25 protein-coding genes are annotated in these 23,697 nt (G+C 72.9%); 21 read left to right on the forward strand and 4 right to left on the reverse strand.

Annotated elements, in window-relative coordinates; genetic code table 11:
* The first annotated feature begins 66 nt into the window (after positions 1-66).
* The 8 genes from WA640_RS09965 (at position 67) to WA640_RS10000 (ending at position 7,987) form a co-directional block, all read left to right on the forward strand.
* Positions 67-1,140, forward strand: coding sequence for a quinone-dependent dihydroorotate dehydrogenase (locus WA640_RS09965; RefSeq protein WP_335987474.1), 1,074 nt, complete (start codon positions 67-69; stop codon positions 1,138-1,140).
* An 11-nt stretch (positions 1,141-1,151) separates the two neighbouring features.
* Positions 1,152-2,066, forward strand: coding sequence for an orotidine-5'-phosphate decarboxylase (gene pyrF / locus WA640_RS09970; protein WP_106364634.1), 915 nt, complete (start codon positions 1,152-1,154; stop codon positions 2,064-2,066).
* Between the two features lie 148 nt (positions 2,067-2,214).
* A complete protein-coding gene (gene mihF, locus WA640_RS09975; protein ID WP_030156658.1) occupies positions 2,215-2,538 on the forward strand; it encodes an integration host factor, actinobacterial type in 324 nt (107 codons plus the stop codon).
* A 20-nt stretch (positions 2,539-2,558) separates the two neighbouring features.
* Entirely contained in the window at positions 2,559-3,161 is a 603-nt protein-coding gene (gene gmk / locus WA640_RS09980) for a guanylate kinase (RefSeq protein WP_106364635.1), read from the forward strand.
* 29 nt (positions 3,162-3,190) lie between these two features.
* Positions 3,191-3,463 (forward strand): DNA-directed RNA polymerase subunit omega, encoded by a 273-nt coding sequence (gene rpoZ, locus WA640_RS09985; protein WP_106364636.1) that lies wholly within the window; start codon positions 3,191-3,193, stop codon positions 3,461-3,463.
* Between the two features lie 9 nt (positions 3,464-3,472).
* The gene (gene coaBC / locus WA640_RS09990) at positions 3,473-4,693 is read left to right on the forward strand and encodes a bifunctional phosphopantothenoylcysteine decarboxylase/phosphopantothenate--cysteine ligase CoaBC (protein ID WP_335987475.1); all 1,221 of its coding nucleotides are present in this window, start codon (positions 3,473-3,475) and stop codon (positions 4,691-4,693) included.
* A gap of 130 nt (positions 4,694-4,823) precedes the next feature.
* The gene (metK, locus tag WA640_RS09995; protein WP_335987476.1) at positions 4,824-6,017 is read left to right on the forward strand and encodes a methionine adenosyltransferase; all 1,194 of its coding nucleotides are present in this window, start codon (positions 4,824-4,826) and stop codon (positions 6,015-6,017) included.
* Between the two features lie 92 nt (positions 6,018-6,109).
* On the forward strand, positions 6,110-7,987 hold the full coding sequence (locus tag WA640_RS10000; RefSeq protein WP_442904726.1) for a primosome assembly protein PriA: 1,878 nt from the start codon (positions 6,110-6,112) through the stop codon (positions 7,985-7,987).
* 3 nt (positions 7,988-7,990) lie between these two features.
* On the opposite strand, the gene WA640_RS10005 is transcribed toward WA640_RS10000, so the two are convergent.
* Both WA640_RS10005 and WA640_RS10010 read right to left on the reverse strand, forming a co-directional pair.
* The gene (locus WA640_RS10005) at positions 7,991-8,233 is read right to left on the reverse strand and encodes a hypothetical protein (RefSeq protein WP_335987478.1); all 243 of its coding nucleotides are present in this window, start codon (positions 8,231-8,233) and stop codon (positions 7,991-7,993) included.
* Positions 8,230-8,595: a MerR family transcriptional regulator gene (locus WA640_RS10010; protein WP_106364640.1), complete on the reverse strand. Its 366-nt coding sequence runs from the start codon at positions 8,593-8,595 to the stop codon at positions 8,230-8,232. Before WA640_RS10010 ends, WA640_RS10005 begins: the two co-directional genes overlap by 4 nt.
* Before the next feature lie 60 nt (positions 8,596-8,655).
* Between WA640_RS10010 and WA640_RS10015 the strand changes: the two genes are divergently transcribed.
* Complete coding sequence (locus WA640_RS10015; protein ID WP_335987479.1) at positions 8,656-9,918, forward strand: MFS transporter; 1,263 nt, start codon at positions 8,656-8,658, stop codon at positions 9,916-9,918.
* On the opposite strand, the gene WA640_RS10020 is transcribed toward WA640_RS10015, so the two are convergent.
* Positions 9,915-12,428 (reverse strand): ATP-binding protein, encoded by a 2,514-nt coding sequence (locus WA640_RS10020; protein ID WP_335987480.1) that lies wholly within the window; start codon positions 12,426-12,428, stop codon positions 9,915-9,917. The genes WA640_RS10015 and WA640_RS10020 overlap by 4 nt on opposite strands.
* Before the next feature lie 136 nt (positions 12,429-12,564).
* Here WA640_RS10020 and WA640_RS10025 point away from each other — a divergent pair, with 136 nt between their 5' ends.
* Complete coding sequence (locus WA640_RS10025; RefSeq protein ID WP_335987481.1) at positions 12,565-14,169, forward strand: hypothetical protein; 1,605 nt, start codon at positions 12,565-12,567, stop codon at positions 14,167-14,169.
* Between the two features lie 9 nt (positions 14,170-14,178).
* On the opposite strand, the gene WA640_RS10030 is transcribed toward WA640_RS10025, so the two are convergent.
* Entirely contained in the window at positions 14,179-14,547 is a 369-nt protein-coding gene (locus WA640_RS10030; protein WP_335987482.1) for an iron chaperone, read from the reverse strand.
* A 109-nt stretch (positions 14,548-14,656) separates the two neighbouring features.
* Here WA640_RS10030 and WA640_RS10035 point away from each other — a divergent pair, with 109 nt between their 5' ends.
* From WA640_RS10035 to WA640_RS10085, 11 genes are all read left to right on the forward strand, one after another.
* Positions 14,657-15,136, forward strand: a complete 480-nt coding sequence (locus WA640_RS10035) for a VOC family protein (RefSeq protein ID WP_335987483.1) — start codon at positions 14,657-14,659, stop codon at positions 15,134-15,136.
* 87 nt (positions 15,137-15,223) lie between these two features.
* Entirely contained in the window at positions 15,224-16,453 is a 1,230-nt protein-coding gene (locus WA640_RS10040) for a sensor histidine kinase (protein ID WP_335987484.1), read from the forward strand.
* Entirely contained in the window at positions 16,450-17,091 is a 642-nt protein-coding gene (locus WA640_RS10045) for a response regulator transcription factor (protein WP_335987485.1), read from the forward strand. The genes WA640_RS10040 and WA640_RS10045 overlap by 4 nt, the downstream gene beginning before the upstream one ends.
* A 102-nt stretch (positions 17,092-17,193) precedes the next feature.
* Positions 17,194-17,559 carry a GntR family transcriptional regulator gene (locus WA640_RS10050; protein ID WP_106364648.1) on the forward strand — a complete coding sequence of 122 codons (366 nt, stop codon included), beginning with the start codon at positions 17,194-17,196 and terminating at the stop codon, positions 17,557-17,559.
* Positions 17,556-18,428: an ABC transporter ATP-binding protein gene (locus WA640_RS10055; protein ID WP_335987486.1), complete on the forward strand. Its 873-nt coding sequence runs from the start codon at positions 17,556-17,558 to the stop codon at positions 18,426-18,428. Before WA640_RS10050 ends, WA640_RS10055 begins: the two co-directional genes overlap by 4 nt.
* A 4-nt stretch (positions 18,429-18,432) precedes the next feature.
* Positions 18,433-19,182, forward strand: coding sequence for a hypothetical protein (locus WA640_RS10060; RefSeq protein WP_335987487.1), 750 nt, complete (start codon positions 18,433-18,435; stop codon positions 19,180-19,182).
* A gap of 2 nt (positions 19,183-19,184) precedes the next feature.
* Positions 19,185-19,868: a hypothetical protein gene (locus tag WA640_RS10065; RefSeq protein WP_335987489.1), complete on the forward strand. Its 684-nt coding sequence runs from the start codon at positions 19,185-19,187 to the stop codon at positions 19,866-19,868.
* 8 nt (positions 19,869-19,876) lie between these two features.
* Positions 19,877-20,590 carry a hypothetical protein gene (locus WA640_RS10070; protein WP_335987491.1) on the forward strand — a complete coding sequence of 238 codons (714 nt, stop codon included), beginning with the start codon at positions 19,877-19,879 and terminating at the stop codon, positions 20,588-20,590.
* A gap of 211 nt (positions 20,591-20,801) precedes the next feature.
* Positions 20,802-21,353, forward strand: a complete 552-nt coding sequence (def, locus tag WA640_RS10075; protein WP_335987493.1) for a peptide deformylase — start codon at positions 20,802-20,804, stop codon at positions 21,351-21,353.
* Positions 21,350-22,270, forward strand: coding sequence for a methionyl-tRNA formyltransferase (gene fmt / locus WA640_RS10080; protein WP_335987495.1), 921 nt, complete (start codon positions 21,350-21,352; stop codon positions 22,268-22,270). Before def ends, fmt begins: the two co-directional genes overlap by 4 nt.
* Positions 22,231-23,649 (forward strand): RsmB/NOP family class I SAM-dependent RNA methyltransferase, encoded by a 1,419-nt coding sequence (locus WA640_RS10085; RefSeq protein ID WP_442904704.1) that lies wholly within the window; start codon positions 22,231-22,233, stop codon positions 23,647-23,649. Before fmt ends, WA640_RS10085 begins: the two co-directional genes overlap by 40 nt.
* Positions 23,650-23,697: the final 48 nt, after the last annotated feature.

Consider the following 23,697-nt stretch of genomic DNA (forward strand, 5'->3'; position numbering starts at 1 on the left):
ACCGGGTGGGCGGACGGCCTGTAGCCGTTCCGCTCACCCGGTGAATTGACGTATACAGGAAAGAACATGCTGTACCAGAATCTCGCCCGCCCCGTCCTGTTCCGGATCGGCCGCGGGGACGCCGAGCGGGCGCACGACTTCACGATGCGCTGGCTGACGCGCCTGTCCGAGCAGCGGCAGGTGCGCAACGCGCTCATCAAGGCCAACCGCCTGAGCGCGCCCGTCACCGTCTGCGGCATCCCCTTCCCCAACCCCATCGGCCTCGCCGCGGGCCTCGACAAGAACGGCGTCGCCGTCGGCGCCTGGCCCGCCCTCGGCTTCGGCTTCGCCGAGATCGGCACCGTCACCGCCCTGCCCCAGCCCGGGAACCCCCAGCCGCGCATGTTCCGCGCCAAGCAGTCCCAGGCCATCGTCAACCGCATGGGCTTCAACAACGAGGGCGCCCAGGCCCTCGCCGCGCGCCTCCAGGCCAGCCCCGCCGTCGACTGCCCCCTCGGCATCAGCATCGGCAAGTCCAAGGCCGTGCCCCTCGAAGGCGCGATCGACGACTACCTGACCTCGCTGCGGTTCCTCTACCCGTTCGCCGACTACATCGCCATCAACGTGTCCTCGCCGAACACGCCCGGCCTGCGCCAGCTCCAGGACGCCGGCGCCCTCCGCGCCCTCCTCGGGGCCCTGCACACCGAGGGGGTGCGCCTGGCCGCCGGGCGCCCGACCCGCCCGATCCTCGTCAAGATCGCCCCCGACCTCACCGAGCCCGCGCTGGCGCAGCTCCTGGAGGTGTGCCTCGAATCAGGGGTCGCCGGGGTCATCGCCACGAACACCACGCTCGGGCGCGACGGGATCATCCCCGCGGAGGACGCCGTCGCCGCCGAGCCCGGCGGCATGTCCGGCAAGCCGCTCACCCTCGTCTCGCGGGAGATCGTCCGGTTCGTCCACCGCGAGACGAACGGGCGCCTGCCCATCATCGGCTCGGGCGGCATCATGACGCCCGACGACGCCCAGGCCATGTTCGACGCCGGGGCCAGCCTCGTCCAGATCTACTCGGGGCTCATCTACAACGGCCCCGGCGTGGTGCGCGGCAGCGCGCGCCGCTACCGCAAGACCGTCCGACGCCACCAGTCCGCAGCCCACTCCTGATACGAGGAACCATGTCTACCAAGGAATTCGGCGCCCGCGCCTTCCGTCTCGCCCAGGAGCGGGGCCCGCTGTGCGCCGGGATCGACCCGCACGGGTCGCAGCTGCTCCAGTGGGGCCTCGACGACGACCTGGCCGGGGCCGAGCGGTTCGCCATGACGCTCACCGAGGCCGTCGCCGAGCGGTGCGCGTTCGTCAAGCCGCAGTCGGCGTTCTTCGAGCGCTTCGGCTCGGGCGGCGTCGCCCTCCTCGAACGCGTCATCGCCGCGGCCCGCCGCGCCGGGGCACTCGTCATCCTCGACGTCAAGCGCGGCGACATCGGCTCCACGATGGCCGCGTACGCGCAGGCGTACCTCGACCCGGCCTCGCCGCTCGCGGCCGACGCGATCACCGTCAGCCCCTACTTGGGGACCGGCTCGCTCCAGCCCGCGTTCGACACGGCCGCCGCGCACGGCAAGGGCGTGTTCGTCCTCGCCCGCACCTCCAACCCGGAGGGCAAGTACGTCCAGATGGCGAAGCGCCGCGACGGCCGCTCGGTCGCCCAGAGCGTCATCGACGAGGTCGGCGAGCGCAACGGCGAGGCCGACCCGATGGGGTCCTTCGGGATCGTCATGGGCGCCACGATCGGCGCGTGCGCGAGCGAGGGGGAGGCCCGCCTGCGTGAGTCGACTTACGGAATCACCCACACCACCGTGAGCCAACGTGACTCCGCTCACGACCTCTCCCAGTTCAACGGGCCCATCCTGGTCCCGGGCATGGGCGCCCAGGGCGGGCGCCCCAGTGATCTTCCGCGCGTCCTCGGGCCCGCTACGAAGTTCGCAATACCGTCCTATTCCCGACAAATCGCGCAGCCGGGCCCTGCCGCGGCGAGCATTCGCACCGCCGTCGAGGCGTTGCAGGAGGAATGCCGCGCCGCGATGGGGGAATGAACCGCCGCTTTTCCGGCCCGAAATTTGCCCGACCCCCGGTCGCAGGCGTGTCGGTAGGTGGGGTTACCGTCTCCGAGCTGGGTATGCTTTGGCGATACCCGCACGTCAAGGTCCACAGGGACGAAACCATCGACTGCAAGGAGACCCCGTGCCGCTCCCTAAACTGACTCCGGAACAGCGCGCAGCCGCCCTTGAGAAGGCGGCGGCGGCCCGCAAGGCCCGCGCCGAGCTCAAGGAGAAGCTGAAGTCGGGCGAGACCACCCTGGAAGCGGTCCTCAAGTCCGCTGCCACCGACGACATCTCCGGGAAGATGAAGGTCTCGGCCGTGCTCAAGGCCCTCCCGGGCATCGGCGACAAGCGCGCCACCCAGATCATGGAGAAGCTCAAGATCGCCGACTCGCGTCGGCTGCGCGGCCTGGGCGAGCACCAGCGCGCCGCGCTTCTGGATGAATTCAAGGGCGACCAGGCCTAAGTTCGGGTAGTAGTAGTCGCGTGAGCATCGATCACCACCACGCCGCCCTCGCCCAGCGACTGACGGTCCTCTCCGGCCCGTCCGGCGTTGGCAAGGGCAGCGTCAAGGCACTCATCCAGGAGTACTACCCGTGGGTCTGGCTCTCCGTGAGCTGCACGACCCGCAAGCCGCGTCCTGGTGAGGTCGACGGCGCCGACTACCACTTCGTGTCGACCGAGCAGTTCGAGTCGATGATCGCCGCGGGGGAGTTCCTTGAATGGGCCTCCTACGCGGGGAACCTCTACGGAACCCCCCGCGGCCCGGTCGAGGAGCGCCTGCGCGCCGGACTCCCGGCGCTGCTGGAGATCGAACTGCAAGGGGCCCGCCAGGTCCGCCGGGCGATGCCCGACGCGCAGCTGGTGTTCCTGGCCCCGCCGTCGTGGGACGAGCTCGTCCGCCGCCTCACCGGGCGCGGGACCGAGGACGCCGCGACCATCGCGCGCCGCCTGGACGCCGCGCGCGAAGAGCTCGACGCCGAATCCGAGTTCGATCACACAGTCACGAACGTGTCGATCGAGCAGGCGGCCTCCGAGCTGGTAGAGTTGCTCAGTTCTCCGGCCATCGTAAAGTCCGGAAGCTTCTGAGCATCCAAGTCGTACACGAAGGACAACACGTGTCAGGGACTGTCGCCGACCCCGTCGGCATCACCAACCCGCCGATCGACGACCTGCTGAAGAAGAGCCAGTCGAAGTACCAGCTGGTCATCTACTCGGCCAAGCGGGCCCGTCAGATCAACGCCTACTACTCGCAGCTCGGCGAGGGCCTGCTGGAGTACGTCGGTCCGCTCGTCGAGACCACGCCCGAGGAGAAGCCGCTGTCGATCGCCATGCGCGAGCTCGACAAGGGCCTCCTTGAGACGAAGGCGTTCGACGACACCGAGAATTAGGCGGCGACGTTGAGCAGTGGTCCCCGCCCGCGCGGGGGTAGCTCGATCGTCCTGGGCGTGTCGGGCGGCATCGCCGCCTTCAAGGCGTGCATCCTGCTCCGCCTCCTCAAGGAGTCCGGCCACGACGTGACCGTGATCCCGACCGAGGCGGCGCTCAAGTTCGTCGGTGAAGCCACCTGGGAGGCCCTGTCGGGCCGCCCGGTGGCTTCCGGCGTGTTCTCGGACGTCTCCGAGGTCAAGCACGTCAGGCTCGGCCGCGAGGCCGACCTCGTCGCCGTCGTCCCGGCCACCGCCGACCTGCTCGCGCGGGCCGCGCAGGGCCGCGCCGACGACCTGCTCACCTCGACGCTGCTCACCGCGACCTGCCCGGTGGTGTTCGCCCCGGCGATGCACACCGAGATGTGGCTGCACCCCGCGACCCGCGCGAACGTCGCGACGCTGCGCGAGCGCGGCGTCCACGTCGTCGAGCCCGACTCGGGCCGCCTCACCGGCGCCGACACCGGCCCCGGGCGCCTGCCCGAGCCGGAGTCGCTGTTCGCGCTCCTCAAGGGCTTCCTGACTTCCCCGGCCCGCGACCTGGTGGGCCGCAAGGTCCTCGTCACCGCCGGGGGCACCCGCGAGCCGATCGACCCGGTCCGCTTCATCGGCAACCACTCGTCGGGCCGCCAGGGCATCGCCCTCGCCGCGGCGGCCGCCGCGCGCGGCGCCGACGTCACGCTCATCGCGGCGCACATCGACGCGCCGCTGCCCGCCGGCGTCCGCGTCGAGCGCGTCGGCACCACCGCGGAGCTCCACGACGCGACGGTCAAGGCCGCCGCGGAGGCGGACGCGGCGGTCCTCGCCGCGGCCCCGGCGGACTTCACGCCGAAGGAGGCCTCGGACCGCAAGCTCAAGCGCAAGGGCGACCTCGACCTGGCGCTGACGTCCACGCCGGACATCGCCGCGGCCGTCGGCCGGGCCAAGCGCCCCGGGCAGGTCCTCGTCGTGTTCGCCGCGGAGACCCACGACGGCCCCGAGCACGCGAAGGCCAAGCGCGAGGCGAAGGGCGCCGACCTGGTGGTGCTCAACGACGTGTCGGGCGGGGCCGTGTTCGGGAAGGCGGAGAACTCCGTCACGGTGTTCGACGCGGCCGGGCCCGTCGCCGCCCTCGACGAGGCGTCGAAAGAACTGGTTGCGGACGCGATCTGGGACGCGGTGGCCGCCCGGCTCCCGCTGGATGGACGCGACTGATACCACCGCCGCCCAGCGCGGCGACTTGGTGGGAAGATCGTGAGCGCATAGACTTGTGAGCTGCGAAGTCGGTAGTAGTGCGCTGCCGGAAGGCTTGGCAGTGTATTGAGTATTGGTTATGAGGAGTGCCGTGGCGCGTCGCCTGTTCACCTCCGAGTCGGTCACCGAAGGCCACCCGGACAAGATCGCGGACCAGATCTCGGACGGGATCCTGGACGCCCTGCTGTCCGAGGACCCCGCGAGCCGCGTCGCGGTCGAGACCCTCATCACCACCGGGCAGGTGCATGTCGCGGGCGAGGTGACGACCCACTCGTACGCGGACATCCCGCGGATCGTGCGCGACACGATCCTGCGCATCGGCTACGACTCGTCCAAGAAGGGCTTCGACGGCGCCTCGTGCGGCGTGAACGTCTCCATCGGCGGGCAGAGCCCCGACATCGCGCAGGGCGTCGACAAGGCGTGGGAGTCCCGTGTGGACTCCGCCGCGAACGACGAGCTCGACCTCCAGGGCGCGGGCGACCAGGGCCTCATGTTCGGCTTCGCGTGCCGCGAGACCCCCGAGCTGATGCCGCTGCCGATCGCCTTGGCGCACCGGCTGTCCCAGCGCCTCACCGAGGTCCGCAAGGACGGCACCGTCCCGTACCTGCGCCCCGACGGCAAGACCCAGGTCACCATCGAGTACCACAAGAACAAGCCGGTGCGCCTCGACACGGTCGTCGTCTCCAGCCAGCACGCGCCCGACATCTCGCTGGACTCGCTCCTCGCGCCCGACGTCGCCGAGCACGTGATCGCCCCGGTCGTGTCCGGGCTCGACCTCGACATCGACGACTACAAGCTCCTGGTCAACCCGACCGGCCGCTTCGAGATCGGCGGCCCCATGGGCGACGCGGGCCTGACCGGCCGCAAGATCATCGTCGACACGTACGGCGGCTACGCCCGCCACGGCGGCGGCGCGTTCTCCGGCAAGGACCCGTCGAAGGTCGACCGCTCCGCCGCGTACGCCGCCCGCTGGGTCGCCAAGAACGTCGTGGCCGCCGGCCTCGCCGAGCGCTGCGAGGTCCAGGTCGCCTACGCCATCGGCAAGGCCAAGCCCGTCAGCGTCGCCGTCGACGCCCAGGGCACCGAGACCGTGGACCCGGCGCTGATCGAGAAGGCCGTCCTGGAGGTCTTCGACCTCCGCCCGGCCGCGATCATCCGCGACCTCGACCTCATCCGGCCGATCTACTCCAAGACCGCCGCCTACGGCCACTTCGGCCGCGAACTCCCCGAGTTCACCTGGGAGGCCACCGACCGGGCCGCGGCCCTGAAGGAAGCCGTCTCCTAGCGGCCATCGGCTTCGCGCCGGGTGCCTCCGACGTCGGAGGCACCCGGTACTTTTATCGGATGGACGAGTCCCCGGCTATCGCAGCGGTCTGCATCGACCAGCCGCTGCCGCAGCTGGACCGGCTCTTCGACTACCTGGTGCCCGCGGACATGGACGTGCGGCCCGGGTGCCGTGTGCGGGTGCGGTTCGGGCGGCGGAAGGTCGCCGGGTTCGTCATCGCGCTCAAGCCCTCGACCGACTTCACGGGGAAGCTCCTGTGGATCTCGGAGCTAGTCTCGCCCGAGCCGGTCGTCACCGAGGAGGTCGCCGTCCTGGCGCGGGCGGTCGCCGACCGGTACGCCGGGACGATGTCCGACGTACTGCGGCTCGCCGTCCCCGAGCGGCGCGTCAAGGTCGAGTCCGAGGCGCGCGGCGAGGTCCTCGACGTGGCCGCGCCGAGTCCGGACCACTGGAAGAGATACAACGCGGGCGAGGCATTCCTGCGCGCGCTGCGCGAGCAGAAGTCGCCGAGGGCGGTGTGGAACGCGGTGCCCGGCGAGGACTGGCCCGCCCGGTTCGCCGAGGCCGCCGCGGCGACCGCCTCGGCGGGGCGCGGGGCCGTGCTGGTCGTGCCCGACCAGACCGACCTCGACCGCCTGGACGCCGCCCTGGAGGCCGTGCTCGGCCCCGACCGGCACGTGGTCCTCTCGGCCCAGGCCGGGCCCACGAAGCGCTACCGGGCGTTCCTGAAGGCCGCGCGCGGCGACGTACGGATCGTGGCCGGGACCCGCGCGGCCGCGTTCGCGCCCGTCGCCGACCTCGGGCTCACCGCGATCTGGGACGACGGCGACGGCTCCCACATCGACCGTCACGCCCCCTACCCGCACGCGCGCGAAGTCCTCCTCACCCGCGCGAACCTCGCCAAGGCCGCCTGCCTCGTCGGCGGCAACGCCCGCACCCCGCAGGCGCAGCTGCTCGTCGAGACCGACTGGGCGAAGTCCATCGTCGCGCCGCGCGGCGAGATCCGCTCGGCCGCACCGCGGATCGTCCCCGTCGGCGACGAGTCCGACCTCGAACGCGACCCCTCCGGCGGCACCGCCCGGCTCCCCACGATCGCCTGGGAGGCCGCCCGCGCGGCCCTCGCGAAGCAGCGGCCGGTCCTCGTCCAGGTCCCGCGCCGCGGCTACATCCCCGCCGTCTCCTGCCAGCGCTGCCGCACCCGCGCGGCCTGCCTGAACTGCTCCGGCCCGCTGCGGCTCCTGGGCCCGCGGCGCGACCCGGTGTGCGGCTGGTGCGGCACGGTCGCCCGCGACTTCCGCTGCGCCGAATGCGGATCGAACCGCGTCCGCGCGATCGTCATCGGCGCGGAGCGCACGGTGGAAGAGCTGGCGCAGGCGTTCCCGGACACGACAGTCGTGGAGTCGACGGGCGCGAACCGGCTCGACGCGGCCCCGCCGGGCGCGGCCGTCGTAGTGGCGACGCCGGGCGTGGAACCCCTTGCGGCCGAAGGGTACGGTGCGGTCCTGCTGCTCGACACGTGGGCATTGCTCACGCGCGCCGAGCTGACCGCGAGCGAGGAGGCCCTGCGCCGCTGGATGAACGCGGTCGCGCTCGCCCGCCACGACGGCACCGCCGTCGTGGTCGCCGACGGGGGACTGGCGGTCGTCCAGGCGCTCATGCGCTGGGACCCCGCGTGGTTCGCGGTGCGCGAACTCGAAGACCGCGCCGAACTCGGCTTCCCCCCGGTCATGAGGTTCGCGGCCCTCACCGGCCCGAACGGCGAACCGGAGAAGCTCGCCACCGACCTGCCGATTCACGCCGAGGCCATCGGCCCCATCCCCGTGGACGAGCACACTGAGCGCCTGCTCCTGCGCGTGCGCCGCCGCGACGGCGCGGCCCTCGCCGCGGTCCTCGCCAAGGCCACCGCGGAGCGCGCGGGCGCGAAGTCCGAACCCGTCCGCGTCCAGATCGACCCCCGCGAGATCGCGTGAGGCTCAGGCGCGCTTCAGCTTCGCCCTGATGAAGGCCCAGGCCGTCTTGAGGCGTTCGCGGAAGAAGTACGCGAACGCGACGGCGATGAGGACGAAGGGGATCGCGATCGGGAGGACCGTGGTGAAGCCGAGGAGGACCACGAGGGCCTCGACGCCGAGCAATGAGATGACGCCCATGTAGCCGAAGACGGTGACGGTCTGGGCCTTGACGACGAGGGCGATGACCGCGGTGCGGATTCGGTTCACGCAGTGGTTCCGCTCACCCGGTCGAGGTAGGCGGCGATGGCGTCGCGGTTCTTCAGGACGCATTCGGCCTTGCGGGTCATGCGGTCGCGCTGCTCGGCGAGCTGGGCGAGCATCTCGGGGTCGGGGACCGGGAAGTAGATCTGGCCGGGGCCGTCGAGGCAGGGGAGGATCTGCTTGATGATCTTGACGGGGACGCCCGCGTCGAGGAGGCCGCGGATCTGGCCGACGCGCTCGACGGTGGCCTCGGGGAAGTCGCGGTAGCCGTTGGGGGAGCGGTCGGCGGCGATGAGGCCGTGCTGCTCGTAGTAGCGGAGCATCCGGGCGGGGGCGCCGGTGCGCTCCGCCAGCTCGCCGATCCTCATATGGCCCGCCTCACTCCCGCTGGACTCTGACACTAGTGTCAAGGTTAGACGCTTGCTGCCATGAGCGAAACGACCCTCTCCCGGCCCGCGGCGCCACGGCGGGGGCGGCTGCCCCTGTCGGGGCTGCTGGCCCTGTCCACGGCCGTGTTCATCACCGTCATCACCGAGTCGCTGCCCGCGGGCCTGCTGCCCGGGATGCGCGCGGGTCTCGGCGTGAGCGAGGCCGCGATGGGCCAGGCCGTCACCGTGTACGCGATCGGCACGGCCCTCACGGTGATCCCGCTGTCGTCCCTCACCGCCGGCTGGGGCCGCAAGCCGGTGCTGCTGACGGCGATGGCCGGGTTCGTCGCCGCGAACACCGTCACGGCGCTCTCCGACGACTACGCCCTGACGATGGCCGCCCGCTTCGTGGCGGGCATGGCCGCGGGCCTGTCGTGGGCGCTCATGGTCGGGTACGCGCGGCGCCTGGCCCCGAAGGGCATGGAGGGCAGGGCGATCGCGATCGTCATGTCGGGCATCCCGCTGGCGCTGGCGCTCGGGGTCCCGGTGGGGACGTTCATCGGCGGGGTCCTCGGGTGGCGCGAGTCGTTCGGCGTCATGTCGGCGCTGGCGGTGCTGTCGATCGTGTGGATCGCCCTGGCGGTCCCGGACTTCCCGGGCCAGCGCGCCGAGTCGCGGACGCCGGTGCTCAGGGCCGCGGTGATCCCGGGCGTCCCGGCGATCATGGCGGTCATCGCGGTGTACGTGATCGCGTTCAACGTCCTGTACACGTACATCGCGGCGTTCCTGGAGCGGTTCGGGATGGGCGGCTCGGTCGACCGGGTGCTGCTCGTGTTCGGCCTCGCGTCGATCGCGAGCATCTGGATCACCGGCGCGCACATCGACCGGCGGCTGCGGCACCTGACGATCGCCGCGGCGGTCCTCACCGGCGCGGCGGCGGCTGCGCTCGCGGTGTTCGCGGAGGCCCCGGCGCTCGTGTACGTCGCGGTCGCGCTGTGGGGCCTCGGGCACGGCGGCGTGCCGACCCTGCTCCAGACCGCGGCCGGGCAGGCGGGCGCGAAAGCCGCGGACACCGTGCAGGCGCTGGTCGTGACGCTGTGGAACGCGGCGACCGCCGCGGGCGGGGCCCTCGGCGGCCTGATGCTGGTCCGGTTCGGGCCGCTGTCGCTGGCGTGGACCGTGGTCGCGGCGGGCGTGCTGATCCTGCTCGTCGTGGTGTCCGGGCGCAGACACGCGTTCCCGGCCCGCAGCGCGGTTGCGGAGCGGGGGCCGGTCCCGGCTTCGGACCTGCCGGACCGGGCCGACCTGCGGGACCTCGCCTAGGCGAGCCGCTCGGCGAGCTCCGCTCTGCCGTACGTTCCCAGCTTCTCGTGGAGGCGCAGGGCCCGGGTCCACTCGGCCCGGGCCGCGTCGTCCTCGCCGCGGGCGGCGAGCGCGTCGCCGATGCCGTGGCGGGCGCGGGCCTGCTCGTACAGGTCCGGGAGGGCCTCGGCGAGGTCGAGTGCTTCCCGGTGGGCCCGTTCGGCGGCGGTGGCGTCCCCGACGGCGCCGAACGCGAACCCGGCGTTGTTGAGGACCTCCAGCGCCAGTTCGGGGCTGGAGGTGGCGACGCCGGCTTCGGCGGTGCCGCCCGCGAGGCGGGCGGCGGTCTCGCGGTCGCCGAGCCGGGCGTGCGCGAGGGCCTGGAGCGACTGCACGTAGATCTCGCCGAGCGGGTCGCCGCTCTGGCGGTACGCGTCGAGGGCGTCGGCGAGCAGGGCGGCGGCGCCGTCGGCGTCGTCGTCGCGCAGGCGCAGGCGCGCGAGGCCCGCGAGCGCGGAGGCGAGGTTCTGGGTCCAGCCGCGGTCGGTGAAGGTCTTGACGGCGCGGTCGAACCCGGCGCGGGCCTCGTCGTCGTTGCCCACGAGCATGTCGACGTGGGCGACGTCGTCGAGGGCGTTGACCTCCCGGTCGGCGTCGCCGAGGTCGCGGAAGACCCGCGCGGCCTCGGTCGCGCAGGTGCGGGCCTCGTCGAGGCGCCACTGCTGGATGTGCAGCTGCGCCAGGGCCATGAGGGTGAGCGCGGCGGCCTCGACGTCGTCGAGCCCGGTCGCGAGCCGCAGTGACCGGTCGAGCGCGCCTTCGGCCTCGTCGAAGCGGCCGAGGGCCTTGAGGGTGTTGCCGAGCTGGCGCTGGAGCTTGACCTCGTGGGCGCGGTCGCCGGTCCGGCGGTCGGCGTCGAGGGCGACGCGCAGGCACGCCTCGGCCTCGCCGCGGACGCCGCGGATGTACTGGTAGCGCCAGAGGGCGTGGGCGAGGCGGCCCGCGTGCCAGTCGCGGTGCCCGGCGGCGGCGTGGCGGATCATCTCGCAGAGGGCGCTGTGGCGCGGGTCGAGCCAGGCGAGCGCGGCCTCCGGGCCGTCGAAGACCGGCACGGGAACGTCGGAGGCGGGGACGACCTCGGGTTCGAGGCCGAAGATCGCCTGCCAGGTCCCGGCGACCGCGGCGAGGTGCCAGTCGTAGAGGCGGCCCAGGGCCGCTTCGCGCTCCTCGCGCGGGTGCCCGTCGGCGTGCTCGCGGGCGTAGGCGCGCACGAGGTCGTGGACGCTCCAGCGGCCGTCGCCGTTCGCCGCGGCCAGGTGGACGCCCGCGAGGCGGTGCAGGGCCGCGTCGGCGTCGCGGACGGAGGTCCCGGTGAGGGCGGCGATCCCGGCGGCCTCGAACTCGGTCGCGGGATGGAGGCCGATCGCGTCGAGGGCGTCCCGGTCGGCCGCGTCCAAGCGGTCGCGGGTGAGGTCGAGGCAGGCGCGCAGGCCCGCGGCCTCGTCGCCGGGGAGGTCGAGGTTCGCCAAGGGCGCCTCGGCGATGCGGTCGCGCAGTTCGCCGATGGTCTGCTCGGGGTGGGCGAGGGTCTGGCACGCGGCCAGGCGGAGCGCGAGCGGCAGGTCGCCGCAGGCGGCGGCGAGGCCGCGGGCCGCCTCGGGGTCGGTGGCGACGCGGCCGCGGCCGATCATCGCGTCGAGGAGGTCCATCGACTCCTCGCGGGTCAGCGGCGCGAGGCGCAGGTGCGGGACGCCGTGCGTCGCCGTGAGCCCGAACAGGTCGGTGCGGGCGGTGATGAGCGCCGTGGAACCTCCGGTGCCGGGGAGGAGGTCGCGCAGCTGCTCGGGGCTGCGGGCGTTGTCGAGGACGACGAGGACCCGCCGGTGCCCCAGGAGCGAGCGGAACATCGCGGCCCGCTCGTCGCCGTCCGCGGGCACCTCCTCGGGGCCGGTGCCGAGCGCGGTCAGGAACCGGTGCAGGACCGGGCCGGGCGCGAGCGGGTCGGTGCCGGAGAAGCCCCGCAGGTCCACGTACAGCTGCCCGTCGGGGAACGCGTCGAGCGACCGGTGCGCCCAGTGCAGGGCCAGCGCGGTCTTGCCGATCCCGGCCGGGCCCGCGAGGACGACCGAGCGCGGGGATGCGGACTGGAGGTGCTCGTCGATGAGGTGCAGTTCGCGCTCGCGGCCGGTGAACGCGTGCGGGGCGCCGGGGAGCTGGCGGGGGACCTGCCCGGTGTCGGCGACGTCGGCGGCGCTGATGCGCGCGCACTGGGCGAGCCAGGTCTCGACGGCGGCCTCGTCGCCGCCGCAGGCGCGCACGAGCGCGGCCACGACCTCGGCGCGGGGGACCGCGTCGCGGTTGAGGACCGCCGCGAGGGTGCTCGTGGGGAGCCAGTCGCCGCGGTCGCGGGCGCGGCGGCTCACCTCCCGGATGCTCAGGCCGGAGGCCGCCCGCAGCTCCCGCAGCAGCGCGACGAGCTGCGGCGCCGAGCCGGCCGAGGAGGGGTCGAGGCCGTCGAGGGATTGACGCACGTCACGATTCTACCGAGAGGCCACTGCCCCGTCCGTCCCCGTCCCGGACGGACCGGGACACCCGGCCCCCTTGCCGCGCACCGGGATCGGTGATGCACTCGATGCGGATCCCCTGTGCTGTGAAAGGCGGTGCGCCGTGGCCGCGTACATTCCCGGGCCGAACCACATGGCGGCGAACGTGAAGCCCGCGCTGGACCGCTTCTGGTCGGCGCTCATCAAGCGGTGGCAGAAGGAGGCCGCGGAGTCGTTCCTCCGCCAGCAGGCCATCCGCACCGGCATCGTCGAGAACGCCGGCGCGACGCTGGACTGGCCGTACCTGAAGCGGCCCGAGGTCGACCTCCACCGCGGCGAATGCGACTACCTCGCCTGGGCGCAGGGCGGCGACGGCGCCGCGACCCCGACCTTCTGCGAGGGCCGCATGCCCGCGAGCGCCCCGCCGACGATGCCCGCGCGGATCACCTGCCCGCTGCCGCAGGTCATGACGGCCGTCCACGGCTGGGCCAAGACCGAGCGCGACGCGATCGAGAAGAAGGTCCCGAAGTTCGACGCCCAGGAGCTGCCCGCGCTCGACGCGGCGTACGGCGCCCTCAAGGGGCTCTACGAGGTCATCGCGGCGGCGGGCCCGGCTCCGGACGGGAGCCGAACCGCCGGGGCCGGCAGCCTGTCGGGGAGGGTCGCCGACCTGTCCGACGGGGACGGCACCTCCCAGAACTGGTGGGTCGAATGGACCGGGCTCGCCGCCGACGGGTTCAGGAGCGGATTCCTCCAGTCGGCCCTGCCCACCCTGGACAACCACCGCGTCCTCGCGGTCGAGCTCGCGAAACTCGTCAACTACCGGTCGGGGATCATCCAGATGGGGCGCGGCGACACCCTCCACCTCATCGATCAGGCCGCGACCGCCCTGGGCGCGACCGGGACCGTGCAGGAGGGCAACCCCTGGGTGGTCCTGGAGGGCCTGGGGAAGGTCCTCGCGTTCACCAAAGGGCCCGCCGAGGTGGTCGGCAAGGTCTTCGACTTCATCGCGTTCCTCGGCGAGGAGCTGCTCCCGACCCACGACGCGGTCAGGTACACCGGGGACCACCGCGCGATCGTCACAGCGCTCTCGCAGCACATGGACCAGCTCCGGGACCTCATCGACGCCAAGGAGATCGCCTACAAGACCGGCACCGGCGACCTCCGCTCGAAGCTCGACGCCGTGGGCTCGTTCGACCTGGAGCTGTACGACCTGACCGAGAACCGCGCCACCGGCACGCCCGCGGGGGACCGCAAGGGTTTCGGCGCGAACACCACGAAGCTCATCGAGCTCGCCGAGAAGATCGGCCTCGTCGCGGGCGCCTACGAGGAGCTGCCCGGGCGGCTCGCGCCCGTCCAGGCCGCCGCCGCCCACTTCGCCGACCGGGAAGGGCACGCCACGCCCCCGGATGAGGACGTACTCGCGATGGTCGAGGAGTTCCGCGGCTTCCTCAGCACGACCGCGGCGCGGTACTACACCGCCCGCGACCAGGTCGCCAAGGCCGCCGAGGACTACGAGGAGAGCGACAAGCAGGTCTCCAAGGCCTTCACCGACGTCCTGGAGCGCTTCCGCAGCAGCGAGGGCGGCACCAGGCGGCCCGCCGAGGGCTTCGACATCAAGGACGAGGCCGCGGACACCCGCCGGGCCGCGACCGCCGACGACGACCCCTACGCGAACGCCGAAGGCCAGGTGTACGAGACCACCGAGCACCTCGGCAGCGCCGCCTGAGGCGGGCGCTCAGTCGCAGACCGGGCCCGGGGCGGCGGCCGTTGCGCGGGCCAGGTCCCTGACGAGGTCGAGGTCGACCTTGGCGGGGGTGGAGAAGCGGAGGCAGCCTTTGCCCATGTCGTGGGCGGCGAGGCGGGCCGTGAAGGCGTCCTTGACGTCGGTGCGCATGAGGTAGAACGCGATGTGGCGCTTCTGGGAGGCGATGGCGACCTCGGCTTCGCCGCCGCGCAGGTAGCAGGGCATGCCGTAGGCCATGGCCTCGGTGAACCCGGCGAGCTCGGCGCGGCAGACGTCCCGGATCGCGGCCATGACGGGGCGGCGGTCGTCGGGGAGGGCCGCGAGGTACTCGTCCACGGTCGCGGCGCTGCTGGTCACCATGCGCCCAATGTAGCCGCCGGAACCGATGAATTCGGCCTCGCCGCCTCGTCTCAACTGGTGCAATCGGCTGTAGGCCTACAGCCACGGACCCGTTCTGGAGGACGCGACCATGCAGAAGATCGTCACCAACATCTGGTACGCCGACGGCGCCGCGCAGGAGGCCGCCGAATTCTACGTCTCCCTCTTCGACGACGCGAAGATCACCGGGAGCATCCCCTTCGTCGAGGACGCGCACGGCAAGACCGGGGAGGCCATGGTCGTCAACTGGGAGCTGGCGGGCCAGCAGTTCACCGGCATCAACGGCGACGCCTCCGCCAAGCACGACCACGCCATGTCCCTGCTCGTCAACTGCGACGACCAGGCCGAGATCGACCGCCTCTGGGACGCGTTCCTGTCCAACGGCGGCAGGGAGATCGAATGCGGCTGGATCGCCGACAAGTGGGGCGTCAACTGGCAGGTCTGGTCGACCGAGGCCGAGAAGTACGTCGGCGGGCCCGACAAGGCCGGCGCCGAGCGGGCCGTCAAGGCCATGTACGGCATGAAGAAGATCGACCTCCAGGGCCTCAAGGACGCCTACGAGGGCGAGTAGCGGCGGCCGCCCCGGTCCCCCGCGCGGGGGACCGGGCCCGCGCCCGCGAGGGAGGCGCCCGGCCCCGGCCCCTACCAGGATGGTCCCGTGAACGCCCGCTGGCACAATGGCCCCATGCGCCTCCTCGCCCCGCTCCGGTCCGGGGCCACCTACCGCGGGTGGGTCTGGCTCATCCTCGGCGGCGCCCTCATGATGCCGTTCATGATCGTCGGCGCCCTCGGCTACAACTGGCGCCACCCCGACGCCGGGTTCCAGGGCGTCATCGACCCGGGCGTGTTCGCCGCGGTCGTGCCCCTCGTCGCCGCCGTCTCGCTCCTGCTGCCCGACCGCGAGGTCGAGCGCACCGCCGCCCGCCGCCTCCTCGGCGCCGAGTTCGCCCCGCCCGCCGACGACGCCACCTGGAACGCGCGCTGGCGCACCGGCTGCTGGTTCACCCTCCACGCGGTCGTCGGCGGCCTCCTCTCGGGCGCCACGCTCGCACTCGTGCCCTTCACCGTCTACCTGGCGGCCAACGGCGCCCGCGCCGTGGTCGGCCTCGACACCTCCGGCGTGTACGGCGGCTGGCTCACCGACTGGGGCCTGCTCACCGGCCCGGCGTTCCTCGTCGCGCTCGCCTACCTCGCGGCCGCCGTCGCCGCGGGGATGCGGGCCCTCGCGCCGCACCTGCTCGGCCAGGGCGCGGCCGACCGGCTCGCCGCCTCCCGCGCCGAGACCGCGCGCCTCGCGGCCCGCAACCGGATCGCCCGCGAACTCCACGACTCCGTCGGGCACGCCCTGTCGGTGGTCGTGGTCCAGTCCGAGGCCGCCTCCCGGCTCATCGGCACCGACCCCGCGTTCGCCGCGACCGCCATGGCCGCGGTCGGCGAGACCGCGCGCGACGCGCTCGCCGAGCTCGACGCCGTCATCGGCGCGCTCCGCGAGGACCGCGACGGCGCCCGCGGCCCGCAGAAGGACCTCGCCGACCTCGAAGCGCTCGCCGCCGAGTCCGGCGTGCGCACCGAGCTCCGCGTTACGGGCGACCGCGAATCCTTGGGCCGCTTGACCTCCCGCGAGGCGTACCGGATCGTCCAGGAGGCCCTCACCAACGTGCTGCGCCACGCCGACGAGCCGCGCGCCGCCGTGGACCTCGACATCGACGACGCGGGCGTCGCGGTCGCCGTCGCGAGCTCCGCCGCGCGCAGGCCCCGGCCCCGCCCCGGCGGGCGCGGCCTCATCGGCATGGCCGAGCGCGCCGCCGTCCTCGGCGGCACCGCCGCGGCCGATTGGGACGCCGGGACCTGGACCGTCCGCGTCGAACTGCCGAAAGGGACCGCATGACCGCGCCGCTGCGCATCGCGCTCGTCGACGACGAGGCCCTTATCCGCTCCGGGTTCGCCGCCGTCATCGGCGCCGAACCCGACCTCGACGTGGTCGCCGAAGGCGCCGACGGGATCGACGCGGTCGCCATCGCGCGTTCGGGGAAAGCCGACGTCATGCTCATGGACGTGCGCATGCCCAAGGTCGACGGCATCGAGGCGACGGCCCGCATCACCGCCGAACTCGCCGCCCCGCCGAAGATCCTCGTCGTCACCACCTTCGACAACGACGACTACGTGTGGCAGGCCCTGCGCGCGGGAGCCGACGGGTTCCTGCTCAAGCGCACCCGTCTCGAAGACCTCCTCGCGGCCGTCCGCCTCGTCGCCCGCACCGACGCGCTCCTGTTCCCCGAAGCCGTGCGCCGCCTCGCCGCGAACATTCCGGACCGCAAGGTCCCCAAGGGCTTCGGCGACCTCAGCGACCGCGAGCGCGAAGTCCTCGTCCTCGCCGCCCGCGGCCTGTCCAACGCCGAGATCGCCGCCGAGCTGTTCCTCGGCCGCGAGACCGTCAAGACCCACCTGAGCAGCGTCTACACCAAGCTCGGGGTGCGCGACCGCACCCAGGCCGTCATCGCCGCCTACGAAGGCGGCCTCGTCTAGCTCCCGCACGCGGACCCGGGGCCTCGCGCCCCGGGTCGCTTCGTGCTATGGTTCATTAGTCAAGTAATGAACCTCTGAACCAACGAACCCTAAGGAGGCGAGATGTTCGATGACGGCTCACCGATCTACCGGCAGATCGCCGACCAGATCAAGGCCGAGATCATGAACGGATCGCTCGAACCGGGAGGCAAGGTCATGTCGACCAACCAGTACGCCGCGTTCTACCAGATCAACCCGGCCACGGCGCAGAAGGCGTTCCGGGAGCTGGTCGACGAGGGCGTCCTCTACAAGCAGCGCGGCGTCGGCATGTTCGTCGCCGAGGACGCCCGCGACAAGCTGGCCGCCGACTTCCGCGAGCGCTTCTTCGAGCGCGTCCTGGCCCCCCTGGTCCGCGAGGCCCGCCAGGCCGGCATCCCCCTGACCGACATCATCGACTACCTCAAAGCTCAGGAAGGCGTGCTGAAATGAGCCTGTCCGTCACCCTCCGCGACGTGTCCCTGCGGTACGGCGCCGAAGCCGCCCTCACCGGGATCGACCTCGACCTGGAGGCCGGGAAGATCTACGGCCTCCTCGGCCGCAACGGCGCGGGCAAGACGAGCCTGCTCAGCCTCGTCGCCGCGTTCCGCAAGCCCTCCACCGGCCGGATCCTCGTCGGCGGCGAGCCGGTGTGGGAGAACGCGTCGGTCGTCTCCCGCGTGGCCCTCATCCGCGAAGGCGGCGACTTCGACGACACCGAGACCGTCAAGGCCACCATCGAGTCCGGCTCGATCCGGCCCTCCTTCGACACGGAGTACGCCTACAAGCTCGCCGACCGCTTCGAACTGCCGCTGAAGAAGCGCGTCTCCGCCCTCTCGCGCGGCAAGCGCTCCGTCCTCGCCGCGGTCTGCGGACTCGCCGCCCGCGCCGATCTCACCATGTTCGACGAGGTCCACCTCGGCATGGACGCGCCCACCCGCGACGCGTTCTACAAGGAGCTCCTCGCCGAGTACCTGGAGCGGCCCCACACCGTGGTCCTCTCCACCCACCTCATCGACGAGGTCGCCAACTACCTCGAAGAGGTCGTCATCGTCGACCGCGGCCGCATCCTGCAGCATGCCGACATCGAGGCGTTCCAGGGCATGGGCGCCACCCTCACCGGCCCCGCCGCGGCCGTCGACGCCCTCGGCCTCGACGCCCTCGCCGAGCAGCGCCTCGGCGGCACCAAGAGCATCACCGTGGCTTCGGCGCTCGACGCCGACACCCGCGAGCGCGCCGCCGCGGCCGGGATCGAGATCGGCCCCGTCGGGCTCCAGGACCTCTTCATCCACCTCACCGACCCGAACCGGAAGGAAGCCTGACGCGATGACCGCCCCCGCACTCGCCACGCGCCGCTACGGGCTCGGCGCCGGGCTCGCCGGCGCCGCGCTCAACTACTTCAAGTACTGGATGCTCGCCGCGGCCGTCCTCTGCTTCGCCGTGCCGCTGCTCATCGCCCAGTACGCCGGCATCGAGCTCTCCGCCTGGTACTACGCCGTCAACGCGGGCAAGTGGTTCACCGCGTTCGTCGGCGGCGGCTTCGTGTTCACCCTGCTGCCCCAGATGATCGCCGCCGGGCTCACCAGGCGCGAACTCGCCGCCGCCATGGGCGTCTTCGGCGTCCTGTGGTCCCTCGCCCTCGGCGCCGTCGGCTTCGCGGGCCTGTTCGCCGAGCGCGCCTACTACGGCGCGTTCGGCTGGTCCCAGGGCATCGACGCCACGAGCGGCATCGCGCCGATCGGCTCCGCCGCCGACACCGCCGCGTTCGCCGCGTACCTCCCGCTGCTGTTCCTCGCCTACTTCGCCGCGGGCACCGTCATCGGCGTCGCCTCCTACCGGTGGGAGCACGCCGGATGGCTCCTGGTCGTGCCGGTCCTCCCGGTCGTGTTCGGCCTCGACGTCGCCCTCTACAGCACCGAGCCGGTCGGCCCCGGCTGGATCGGGTTCCTCGGCAGGTTCATCGACGAGTGGGGCCGCGGCCCGCTCGCCGCCGCGATCGTCCTCGCCACCGCCGTCCTCGCGGTCGCCGCCCGCCGGCTCCTCATCGACGTCCCGCTGCGCTCGAAGCAGGCCTGATCATGACCGCCGTCCACCACGCCGCGCACCCCGGGCGCCGCCTGCGCCTCGGCCTGGGCATCGCGATCGGCACCGCCCGCGGGATCCGCTGGCTCGCCCTCGCCTGGATCGTCCTCACCCCGTTCCTGTCGATCCTGCTCATCGGCGCGATCGAGACCGGCCTGTGGGCGATCACCGCCACGGTCTTCCAGTGGTTCGTGGCCGCCGCCGCGGGCCGCTGGCTGTACGCGAACCTGCCCGCGACGATCGGCCGCGGCGTCACCCGCCGCGAGCTGACGGCCGCGTTCCTCATGTTCGGCGCGCTCGCCTCGGTCGCCACGGCGGCCGTCGTCACCGCCGGGTTCGCCGCCGAGCACGCCCTCCTCGCCGCGTCGGGGAACGCCTTCGGCACCTGGGGCGAGACGCTCGCGAACGGCGCCAGGTACCTGCTCATCACCCCGATCTACTGCTTCACCGGCGCCCTCATCGCCGCCGGGGCGCTCCGCTTCGCGGGCCGCGCCTGGTTCACCCTCACCGTCCTCGTCGCGGCCGCCGGGCAGTACGCCGGCGTCCTCGTCCTGGAGTTCGCGGCCCACCGCGGCGGCGCCGACCTCGCCGCGTGGGCCGGGACCTGCCTCGCCGTCACCGCCGTCCTCGTCGCGGCCCTGACCGCGACGCTCCGCACCGTTCCCGTCCGATCGAAATGAGCCGCACCATGACCGTCATCGACCATCCGGCCGCCGCACTCGGCCGACGCCGCTACCGGCTCGGCGCGCGCATGTTCACCACCGCCGTCCGCTGGCTCCGCTGGTGGCTCATCGCGGCCCTCGCGCTCGCCGTCATCGGCGGACCCGTCATCCACGCCGTCTGGGGCGCGAACGCGGGCGCGTGGACCGCCACCATCTCGGTCCTCCAGTGGTTCGCCGCGATCACCGGCGGCATGTACCTCCACACCTCCCTGCCCGGCCTCATCTCCCGCGGCGTCACCCGCCGCGAGATCACCGCCGCGTTCCTCGTCTTCGGGGCGCTCGCCTCCGCCGGGCTCGCCGCCCTCGCGCTCACCGGATTCGCCGCCGAGCACCTCATGCTCGGCCTCGTCGGCCAACCCGCCGACACCTGGGGCGAAGTCCTCGAAAAGGGCGCCAGGTACCTCCTCATCGCCCCCGCGTACTTCTTCGCCGGGGCCCTCGTCACCGCCTCGGCCGCCCGGATCGGCAAGGAGGGCGCGTTCGTCGTCGTCATGTTCCTGCTGTTCCCGGCCCTGCTCATCGCGGGCACCCTGTCGCTGGAGATGTTCGGGTACACCGTGGACGCGTTCACCTGGCGGGCCGCCGCCTGGGCCGGGTCCGGCATCGCGTTCGTCGCCGCCCTCGTGGCCGCGCTCGTGCTGGTCCTGCGGTCCGTGCCCGTGCCCAAGCGGGGCGGCTGAGCCATGGGCCTCCTCCTCGCCGACGTCCCGTTCCCGGTGCTCGTGGTCGCCGCGTGCATCGCGGCGGGCGTCGTCGCGGGGCTGCTCCTCGCCACCGGCACCCCGCCGGTCCCGCCGAGACGCGCCACACGGCCGCCCGACCCCTCACGTGCGGCCCCGGGCGGGTGGGACACTGGTGACCGGCCAGTACACGCTCCGGAAGGTCAGCACATTGTCGATCCAGCCCATCCGCATCTTCGGCGACCCGGTCCTGCGCACCGCTGCGGAGGAAGTCGACACCTTTGACAAGGAACTGCGGAACCTCGTCAAGGACCTGCTCGACACCATGCGCGACGAGGGCGGCGCCGGCCTCGCCGCCCCGCAGCTGGGCGTCGGCAAGCGCGTGTTCTCCTTCGACGTCGACGACGTCATCGGCCACATCGTCAACCCCGTCCTCGAATTCCCCGACGAGGAGGAGCAGGACGGCCCCGAGGGCTGCCTGTCCCTGCCCGGCCTCTACTTCGACACGATCCGCCGCCAGAACGTCGTCGCCAAGGGCTTCAACGAGTACGGCGACCCCCTCCAGATCGTCGGCACCGGCCTCATGGCCCGCTGCCTCCAGCACGAGACCGACCACCTCGACGGCATCATCTTCATCGACCGCCTCGACTCGGAGCGCCGCAAGGCCGCGATGACCGAGATCCAGGCCCAGGACTGGTACAACGAAGACGTCAAAGTCAAAGTCACCCCCCACGACTCCAAGGGTGTGTTCTTCAAGCGATGAGGATCGTCTTCGCCGGGACCCCGGAGGTCGCCCTGCCGACCCTGGAGGCCCTCCACGCGTCCGCCCACGACGTCGTGGCCGTCCTGACCCGTCCCGACGCCCCCACCGGCCGCGGCCGCAGGCTCCACCGCTCGCCCGTCGCCGCCTGGGCCGACGAGCACGGCATCGAAGTCCTCACCCCCGCCAAGCCCCGTGAGCCCGAGTTCCTGGAGCGCCTCGCCGACCTCGCCGCCGACGTCGTCCCGGTCGTCGCCTACGGCGCGCTCGTCCCGCCCGCGGCCCTCGCGATCCCGCGCCTCGGCTGGATCAACCTGCACTTCTCGCTCCTGCCCGCGTGGCGCGGCGCCGCCCCCGTCCAGCACGCGGTCCTCAACGGCGACGCCATGACCGGCGCCTGCGTCTTCCAGCTCGAACCGGGCCTCGACACCGGCCCCGTCTACGGCCGCCTCACCGAGCCCATCGGCCCCCGCGACACCTCCGGCGACCTCCTCGGCCGCCTCGCCGTCGCGGGCGCCCGCCTCACCGTCGACGTCGTGGACGGCATCGGCGCCGGGGCGCTCATCGCCGTCCCCCAGGACGAGGACGGCGTCTCCCACGCCCCCAAGATCACCGTCGACGACGCCCGCGTCCGCTGGAGCGACCCCGCGTTCGCCGTCGACCGCCGCGTCCGCGCCGTCACCCCCGCCCCCGGCGCCTGGACCGACCTCGACGGCCAGCGCCTGCGCCTCGGTCCCGTCGTCCCCGATCCTGAAGGGCCGCAACTGGAACCGGGAGAGGTCGCCATCGCCAAGAAGACCGTCCACGTCGGCACCGCCACCGAGCCCGTCCGGCTCGGCCAGGTCCAGCCCGCCGGGAAGAAGCCCATGGACGCCGCAGCATGGGGCCGCGGCCTCCAGACCGCCCCGAGGTTCGCATGAGCGACGACCGCAGCCGCCGCAGGCGCCGCGACGAGGACGCCCCGCGCCCCACCGTCAACCCGCGCCGCATCGCCTTCGACGCGATCCGCGCCGTCACCGCAGACAACGCCTACGCCAACATCGTGCTGCCCCGCATGATCCACGAGACCGGCCACACCGGCCGCGACGCCGGGCTCATCACCGAGCTCACCTACGGGACCCTCCGCAGCCTCGGCACCCTGGAGCAGATCCTCGCCGCCGCCTCCGGACGCGACGTGCGCGAACTCCAGCAGGACCTCCTCGACGCGCTCTGCCTGGGCGCCTACCAGCTCCTGTACATGCGAATCCCCGCGCACGCGGCCGTCGCCACCACCGTCAGCCTCGTCAAGGCCGCCGTCAGCCCCCGCGTCTCCGGTCTCGCCAACGCCGTTCTGCGCAAGGTCGCCGCCAAGGACCTCGACCAGTGGTGCGAGCAGCTCGCCACCGGCGACCGCCTCCGCGACCTCTCGCTGCGCCACGCCCACCCCGAGTGGATCGCCCGCGAATTCGAAGCCGTCCTGGGGCCGGACGAACTCGCCCCGGCGCTCGCCGCCGACAACGTCGCGCCCCCGGTCCACCTGTGCGCCAAGCCCGGCCGCATCACCAAGGGCGACCTGTCCCGCGAGACCCGCGGCGGCCTCCACGGGCAGTTCTCGCCGTACGCGGTGTACCTGCCCGGCGGCGACCCCGGCCGCGTCAAGTCCGTCGCCACCGGCCTCGCGCACGTCCAGGACGAGGGCTCGCAGCTCGTCGCCGTCGCGCTCGCCGAAGCGCCGCTGGACGGCCCGGACAAGGCCTGGATCGACCTGTGCGCCGGGCCCGGCGGCAAGACCGGGCTGCTCGGCGCGCTCGCGGCGCAGCGCGGCGCGCACCTCGACGCCGTCGAGGTCCAGCCCCACCGGGCCGAACTGGTCGCCAAGGCCGCCAAGGGACTCCCGGTCACCGTCCACACCGGCGACGGCCGCCTCTTCGGCGAGCCGAACACCGCCGACCGCGTCCTGGTGGACGCCCCGTGCTCGGGGCTCGGCGCGCTGCGCCGCCGCCCGGAGGCGCGCTGGCGCAAGCAGCGGTCCGACCTGGACGCCCTGGTGCCGCTTCAGCGGGAGCTGCTGGCGGCGGGACTCCGGTTGGCGCGCAAGGGGGGCCTGGTCGCGTACGTGACCTGCTCGCCGGTGCTCGACGAGACCTCGGAGGCCGTGGAGTCGGTGCTCAAGGCCGGGGGAGCGGAGCTGGTGCGGCCCGAGTGGCTCACCGGCCGCGTCCCGGATTCGACGCGCGGCGATTTCGTGCAGCTGTGGCCGCACCGGCACGGCACCGACGCGATGTTCATGGCGCTGCTGCGCAAGACCGGCAACCGGTAACTTCCCAGTTCGACCGCTCCCGGGGCTCCGCCCTGCCCTTTTGACGGG

Source organism: Glycomyces sp. MUSA5-2, from assembly GCF_037034145.1.
GTDB classification, from domain to species: Bacteria; Actinomycetota; Actinomycetes; order Mycobacteriales; family Micromonosporaceae; genus Glycomyces; species Glycomyces artemisiae.